Source organism: Legionella bozemanae (assembly GCF_001648595.1).
In the GTDB taxonomy this organism is placed as follows: Bacteria; Pseudomonadota; Gammaproteobacteria; order Legionellales; family Legionellaceae; genus Legionella; species Legionella bozemanae.
The window spans coordinates 23,549-30,711 of the sequence record NZ_LBAW01000032.1; the positions used below are offsets into that span (position 1 = coordinate 23,549).

A 7,163-nucleotide genomic window follows, 5' to 3' on the forward strand; every position below is an offset into this window, starting at 1 on the left:
ACCAACTTGCGCAAAATTCTCCTGCCATTTAAGGGAGGAAGATGAATCATTTTATATTCGGCTGTATTGTTGGATGTGACTTAGGTGTCTTAGGAACGGAAAATGAATAAAGATAACAGAAAAAGGGATATTTCAGTGGTGGGTATTGTTGGCTTGTTGATGAGCAGCCCCCTGTATGCAGCGACACCTGTATGGACGTATTCGGCGCCGAATCCAACCAGTGTGATGGTGTCTGACGGAGGATTTGCCACGGTCAGATACACTGTAACGAATCAGTCCCGAAGAGCAAAAAACTTGATATTAAAACCCACTCGAGGACTAAGCGCTTCATCCTGTCATTTGGCAGGGAAGGGAGGGACGTGCAGCTTAACGTTGACCATCAATGGCAGTTTGATTCCACAAAAAGGTATTCATTCAGGGCCAGTGTTGTGTGAGCAGGGCAACCCGAATCAATGTTATCAGCCGAGTTCTGACAATGTATTGCAAGTGAGTAAAAATACGGTAAATACCACGAGCTTGCAGATTAGCGTGAGCGAGCTGGCTTTAAGTGTTACGGGACTACCGGAATATGGTATTCTCACTGGAACACCAGTTGATTCAGGTCGAGCAAGAAGCATCACCATTACGAATACAGGGGCGATTGCGGCCACGAATGTGATGTACACGCCATCTCCAGACTTACCCATTGGCACAACAATTAGCCCTTCCAGTTGCGGTACGATTGCACCTTCGGGAGCGTGCGTGCTGACGATTCAACCTGGAAGTACACCCAGTGCTGCGGCAGGCGAGACTAATCCTGTTCCTGTTAGATTAACCATATCGGGAACCAATACCAATAAGGTGAGTTCAGCACTTCATATTTTAACTTATGGGTCCGTATACCAGGGTGGTTATGTGTTTGCTTTCGATGATACAAAGGGATGTAATTCGCCTACGAATTGTACTGGCAGTGTAGGTGGTAAGGTGCTAGCTATCGAAGACCAGGCAACTGCTGCTATCTGGAGTTCTAATGGAGCAAGCGCGACTACATCTGATGCGAGTCAAGATAGCATTCCAGGTGTTGCCCTGACCTCAACCCCTTCAGTAGGGGCCCCTGCTTTTAGCGCCTTGGCGGGCATGTTTGATTATAATAACGGTGGTACTACCTACACAAATGTTCTTAGCTTAACCGCTGCAGATTTTGAGCGATGCAATGGTAAATCGGATGGGGCCTGTAACACAAGAAATATCCTAAAGTTTTATGATACCTATGTGACGAACTACGATCGGTTCACCTCACCTCCTTTTACGGCCGCAATAGCATCGACGAACCGAAGCTATTATGCTGCAGGTTTATGCACCCAAGTGATTGCAGGACATGATGACTGGTATTTGCCGGCGATTTGTGAGATGGGCTATGATGATGGTTCTGGTGTTCCTTCTGGTTGTGGAGTGCCTCCTGCTTTACCTATATTACAAAACATCCAATCCAACTTGGTGGATGCAAGTATTTCTGGTGCCCCCTCTGGCATCTACTTGAGTTCTACCGAGGACAACAGTGACGAGATCGATGCAAGGACTCAAGTATGGGGCCAGGGCTTCACTGCCAATGACAGCTCCCAGACTAATGTCCCAAAGGCGGCCATCCCGAGGAGGGTTCGGTGTGTGAGAGGCTTTTAACCTATTAGGCTTAGCGCTCCGGAACTTGTGCTCTGACGCAAAAATATAAAGTATATTAGATTTGGAAGTGTCATTACTTCTGAAAATGAATTTTTGTTCGATCACATAGGTTGTGTGCAAATAATATATTATTTGCACAACCTTACTAGCCAAACGGCTTGCCTTCAATATGTTCAATAAAATCTTTTTGTGCAAAGTCCTCTTCAGCAATAATCTCATCTTTCTCATTTAAAAGATTAAGATTTTCCTGTAATGCCAATTTGTCATAGAGCTTGATTAGTTTACCTATTAATTTAGGAAGATTATCCTCGAAGTTTACTTTCTTTTTCACATTTTTATCATGCTGCCATCGCGTTATTACATCAGGTTCATCGAGTGTAGCATATGCTTTTTTATGAGTTTTCTCGAAGTCAGCTTCCGCCTTTTCCAAGTCGATTATATTTTTATTGAAGTCCTTAATTAATTTGCTTAACTGAGGTAAAAATTCAGCATTTTTTCCCTCATTCAATTTTATTTTAAGGTTAATTAATTCGACAAAAATATTAAACAGCCATTGATAATGTAACACATCAAAATTAGCCATTTTATAACAAAGACAAGGGTTTAAATCGTGTTGCAAGAGTTTAATGGCTTGAGCTGTCGAGCAAGGGCTTTTGAATAAAGGCAATTTTTTTCGCTCAGTGCTTTTAAAAAAAGGAATAAGTGAGTATTCAGTAGTTTCTGTTACTGGTGGTTTAGCACTTAATTCTTCACTTACACCAGAAATGGATTCTTTACAAAGAAAGAGATTGAGTTTATATTGACCTTCTGCATGTTTCAGATAAAAATCTAGTTTTTCTTCCTCTGTAGTAGCTTTCCCAGTATTTATAACCTCGATTTTTAGCCGGTCACTTTGAGACTGATAATGCTCTATGACCGTTTGGGGTTCTGTATGATCAAATACTATAAACTTGGTTGTATGTGCTTTCTTAAACTCATCCTCATTAAGCAAAATAACGATATTTGAAATGCCAACTTTATCAAGTTGATATAAGTGACCAAAAGGAATATTAGTATATTCTACATTCGGCAAAATTATTGAAATTTTCATCTCGTATTCTCAAAACAAGCTATAATGAATTTATTTAAGTATAGTCTAGGCAACTCATGAAACATAAAATGCTTATGGTTTATAAATAGCCTTATCCTTTGGGACATAAGGAATAATACCTTGGTGGTAAGCTTGTTCTTGTATTTCATAAGGAGCCTCCCGCACATCAACGATGAACCCATTAACACTAACCATCCAAACAAAAGGGTTATCCTCTATTCTACTAGGTAATGTCCACTTGGGATCCATCTGTCTGATTTTAAACAGATCGCGGATGGATTTACTTTTTGCACTGATAGTGCTTTGAGACAGACCAAACCAAGACGATAAATCCTGTGATGAGAGGTGAGGATTTTGGGATTTATCAAATAAAAAATTAACCATACCAAGAGCATGAATGATTCCTGCGGTCCATGTGTTACTTCGACCAGATACTAGAGGAGATGGTTTTTTACGAGCTAATTTAGCAGTTAATTCATGGGCTAGATCATAATATTCACGATTAAAATGTTCGTTACACAACTTTTCAATAATCGCAATGATTGCTAAAAAATCATTTTCCGAAGCCTTGGGAATTTTTGATATTTTTTTATCAGGCATCTTGGTTCCTACTTTAAATTTGTGGTTGATATTAGCACCAGATTTCGATAGATTACAATAAAAAAATTAACAGAATATAGCTCCTTGAGTTCCGACTCTGGCTATTCTAGGAACTGGTGAAATGAGTCTAATTGATTTAACAATGAATGAATTTGGTTTAACCCAAGAAGAAATTGGTTTTATCAGGACAAGACATACAAGTAAGCAATTAACATTCGCTTTACTTTTTAAGTACTACCAAAAAAGCCATCAATTCATCAACGACTTAACGAAATTACCAGCTTATATAATCAATCAAGTTGCAAACCAACTTAACATCCCACCTGTTATTTGCGAAGTATCATCAAGAACTTACGACAATTATATATCGTTGATTAGAACATATTTTAAAACTTCGTTCTCTAAAAAAACACATTATAAAGAACTTGAAACATGGATAAAGGATGAGCTGCTACCAGCTCATTATTTATCTTACGAGGAAATTAAAAATCAGGCGATACAGTATTTAAATGAAAAAGGCATTGAAACGTTTAAAGGAAAAACGATGGCACGAGTTATTCTTGATGCCACAAATGCATTTGAGAATGATTTATTTGAAAAACTAAAGAACACTTTGTCTACAGAGGATGAGGCACAATTAAATGGTTTATTATTGCCTTACAAAGAAGGATTATCTTATTTAGAATGGGTAAATAAAGAAATTAATAATCCTTCCCTAGATTCAATATTAGATTTAATGGAACAGCTGTCTATTTTAAACCGATTTAACTTTGATTCAGCCGCCATTCAACTAATACCAAGAAAAAGAACCGTTCATTATTCAGAAGCATTTACACGTTTTAATCCGAATGATTTAAAACAAATGAGTGATAACAAGCGGTGTGTTCATTTACTGATACATTGTCACACCCGAAAAGAAGACGTTATAGATAAAACAATTGATATGTTTAACCGCATTATCCGTAACGTGATTCATAAATCGGAAAAACGCATAGTTAGAAAGCTTATCAATGATATAAAAAAAGTCTATGGCAAAGACACCATTCTATTTAATATAGCTGAAGTGTGCTTGGAACAGCCGGATGCAACAATTCGAGATAAAATTTTTCCTATTGTTGGTCAGGATAAGTTAAAAAATATCATTGATGAATATAAGAAAAAAGGACCGAAATACCAGAGTCTACTGCATCAACAGATTAGAAGCTCTTATGCCACCTATTACCGGCGCATGGTTCAGCCTTTATTAGAAAATATTGTTTTTCGCTCTAATAATTCAGAGCATCAACCAATACTCGATGCATTGGCACTCATTAAAAAATATTTTGACAGCAACAAAACTTATTTTCCAGACAATGAAGAGATACCTCTAGATTGTTTACCAAATAAATGGAAAAGACGTATTATTGATCCAACTAGTGGAAAAATTAAACGAATTTGTTATGAGGTCTATGTACTAAAAAAACTTGCAGACAGGATTAGATGCCGTGAAATATGGATTGAATCGTCATTTAAACACCGAAACCCAGATGAAGATTTGCCAAATAATTTTGAAGAAGACAAAGAAGTGTATTTTGAAGAACTTTCTTTGCCCTTTGATGGTGATGTATTTATTGAACAATTAAAACAGCGCCATACAAGTGCCTTAGCTGCTTTAAATGATAATATTTCCAAAAATACGAAAGTTCGAATTAGCCCCCAAAATGGCGGTCGTATTATCGTAACTCCTCTTACATCCCAGGCAGAATCAAACAATATTAGAATTATAAAAAAACATTTACAGGAAAAATGGGAAGGAACCAATCTTATTGATATGATTAAAGAGGTCGATTTAGAAAACCAGTTTACTCATGATTTTATTTCCTATGGCCAAAAAATTTACTTAAAACCCAATGAGATTTCAGAAAGGATCTTATTGTCTATTTATGGAATGGGAACTAATGTTGGGTTAAAACATATGTGTGCGGGAAATGCTCATGTAAATGAGTACCAGCTTCGACACATCAAAAACTACTTTTTATCCACTGATAATTTAAAAAACGCACTAAGCAAAGTGGCAAATGCCTTATTCAAAATCAGATTAAAAGAAATATGGGGCGATATGCCTATAGCTGTTGCCAGTGATTCAACGCAATTTTCAACTTATTTTCAAAATTTGATTTCAGAATACCATAATCGTTACGGGGGAAGAGGCGTGATGATTTACTGGCATGTTGAAAAAAATGCCTGTTGCATCCACTCTCAATTAAAAAGCGTATCAAGCTCTGAAGTATCTGCCATGATTGAAGGTGTACTAAGACACTGTACAGAAATGTCGGTTCAAAAGAATTATGTTGATACTCATGGCCAAAGTGAGGTTGGCTTTGCTTTTTCACATCTTCTTGGATTTTCTTTAATGCCACGACTGGCAAATTTGAACAAACAAAAACTGGCACAATGTGAACTTGGAGATTATCAAAAGTATAAAAATCTACAACCGATACTTACAGACACTATTAATTGGCAATTAATTAAAGAGCAATATAGCCAAATTGTAAAATATACTGCTGCAATGAAGGCCGGTCATGCTGATCCTGAATCTATTCTTAGGCGTTTTAATCAAAACAATCTGAAACATCCAACGTATTTAGCATTATCACAATTAGGTAAGGTATTAAAAACCATATTCATCTGTAATTACTTGATGCATGAATCTATCAGACAGGAAATTCAAGAAGGATTAAATGTGGTTGAACTTTGGAATGGCGTATCCAAGTTCATTTTTTATGGTCGTTCAGGTGAGATATCTTCTAATCATGAGAAGGCACAAACCTTATCTGTATTGTCTTTACATCTTTTACAACTCTCGATGGTATATATCAATACCTTAATGATTCAGCAAATCATAGAAGAGCAGGGACTAAAAAATAAATTAACAAAGGAAGAGAAAAGAGCGTTAACCCCCCTTATTTATGAGCACGTAAACCCATATGGCTTATTCCCGTTAGATTTATCAACACGCTTGCCCCATCTTCATTATGGAGTAGCAGCATAATGGAACGAATATCAGCTAAAAAAATGGCACAAAAGGTTTCAAATTTGCTAAAGGCACAGAACCCAAATTATGATTATCTTCGAGATGTATTCAGGTTTGTAAGAGAAAATCTTAATATCGAAGTCACCACAACACCCAAACGGTTACCCTATGTACCCACTGAAGATGAAATCAGACTTTTTTACAAAGCAGTTTGGGAATCTCACGATATTGTTCCTATGCTCATTGTTAAAGTTTTGCTTTATACAGGTATACGGGTTAGCGAGTTAATCAATATCCAGTTAGCTGATGTTGATTTAACTAATTGCCGAATAAAAATCAATCAGGGTAAAGGAAAAAAAGATAGAGTTGTGCCTTTTTCGCCAGCATTTAAAGAAACTTTGGCGCTTCATATGAAACAATATAAAAATGAAAACAGACTATTTTTATTTGAGTCAGGATTTCGCCGCCACTATACTGATCGTGGAATTAGAAAAATTCTTATGAGGTATACTAAGTTAGCTGGCATTGAGCGATCTATCTCGCCTCATAAATTAAGACATTTTTTATTTACCTGGCTTAAGAAGAAAAATATCGATGATGCTTTTATTCAACCCTACTCGGGTCATGCTAAAAGAGACTCACTGGAAATCTATTCCAAATTAAGCCTGGCCGATGCACAAGATAAGTATAATGATGTTATCGGGGATTTTCCGATCTGATGTTTTAAGTTTTTGCGTCAGGGGCGCAATGTGATGGACTCATCCTCTTTTAATCGGCCATAGCTTAGGCCAAGATAACTGA

The 7,163-nt window shown here is 37.0% G+C and carries 5 protein-coding genes; 3 read left to right on the forward strand and 2 right to left on the reverse strand.

All coding sequences use genetic code 11. The annotated features are described in order from the left end of the window. Positions 1-102 precede the first annotated feature (102 nt). The gene (locus A8O27_RS16490; RefSeq protein WP_058460664.1) at positions 103-1,659 is read left to right on the forward strand and encodes a hypothetical protein; all 1,557 of its coding nucleotides are present in this window, start codon (positions 103-105) and stop codon (positions 1,657-1,659) included. A 145-nt stretch (positions 1,660-1,804) separates the two neighbouring features. Here A8O27_RS16490 and A8O27_RS16495 read toward each other — a convergent pair whose 3' ends face one another. Both A8O27_RS16495 and A8O27_RS16500 read right to left on the reverse strand, forming a co-directional pair. Beyond that, a complete protein-coding gene (locus A8O27_RS16495) occupies positions 1,805-2,749 on the reverse strand; it encodes a hypothetical protein (protein WP_058460663.1) in 945 nt (314 codons plus the stop codon). A 72-nt stretch (positions 2,750-2,821) separates the two neighbouring features. Continuing rightward, positions 2,822-3,349: a DUF6398 domain-containing protein gene (locus A8O27_RS16500; RefSeq protein WP_058460662.1), complete on the reverse strand. Its 528-nt coding sequence runs from the start codon at positions 3,347-3,349 to the stop codon at positions 2,822-2,824. Between the two features lie 121 nt (positions 3,350-3,470). Between A8O27_RS16500 and A8O27_RS16505 the strand changes: the two genes are divergently transcribed. After that, positions 3,471-6,380, forward strand: a complete 2,910-nt coding sequence (locus A8O27_RS16505; protein WP_058460661.1) for a Tn3 family transposase — start codon at positions 3,471-3,473, stop codon at positions 6,378-6,380. Beyond that, on the forward strand, positions 6,380-7,081 hold the full coding sequence (locus tag A8O27_RS16510) for a tyrosine-type recombinase/integrase (protein WP_058460660.1): 702 nt from the start codon (positions 6,380-6,382) through the stop codon (positions 7,079-7,081). Before A8O27_RS16505 ends, A8O27_RS16510 begins: the two co-directional genes overlap by 1 nt. Positions 7,082-7,163 lie beyond the last annotated feature (82 nt).

Bases quoted from the DNA above. Each gene is read 5' to 3' on its own strand.
- A8O27_RS16490 (WP_058460664.1), top strand. From the start codon at position 103: ATGAATAAAGATAACAGAAAAAGGGATATTTCAGTGGTGGGTATTGTT.
- A8O27_RS16495 (WP_058460663.1), bottom strand. From the start codon at position 2,749: ATGAAAATTTCAATAATTTTGCCGAATGTAGAATATACTAATATTCCT.
- A8O27_RS16500 (WP_058460662.1), bottom strand. From the start codon at position 3,349: ATGCCTGATAAAAAAATATCAAAAATTCCCAAGGCTTCGGAAAATGAT.
- A8O27_RS16505 (WP_058460661.1), top strand. From the start codon at position 3,471: ATGAGTCTAATTGATTTAACAATGAATGAATTTGGTTTAACCCAAGAA.
- A8O27_RS16510 (WP_058460660.1), top strand. From the start codon at position 6,380: ATGGAACGAATATCAGCTAAAAAAATGGCACAAAAGGTTTCAAATTTG.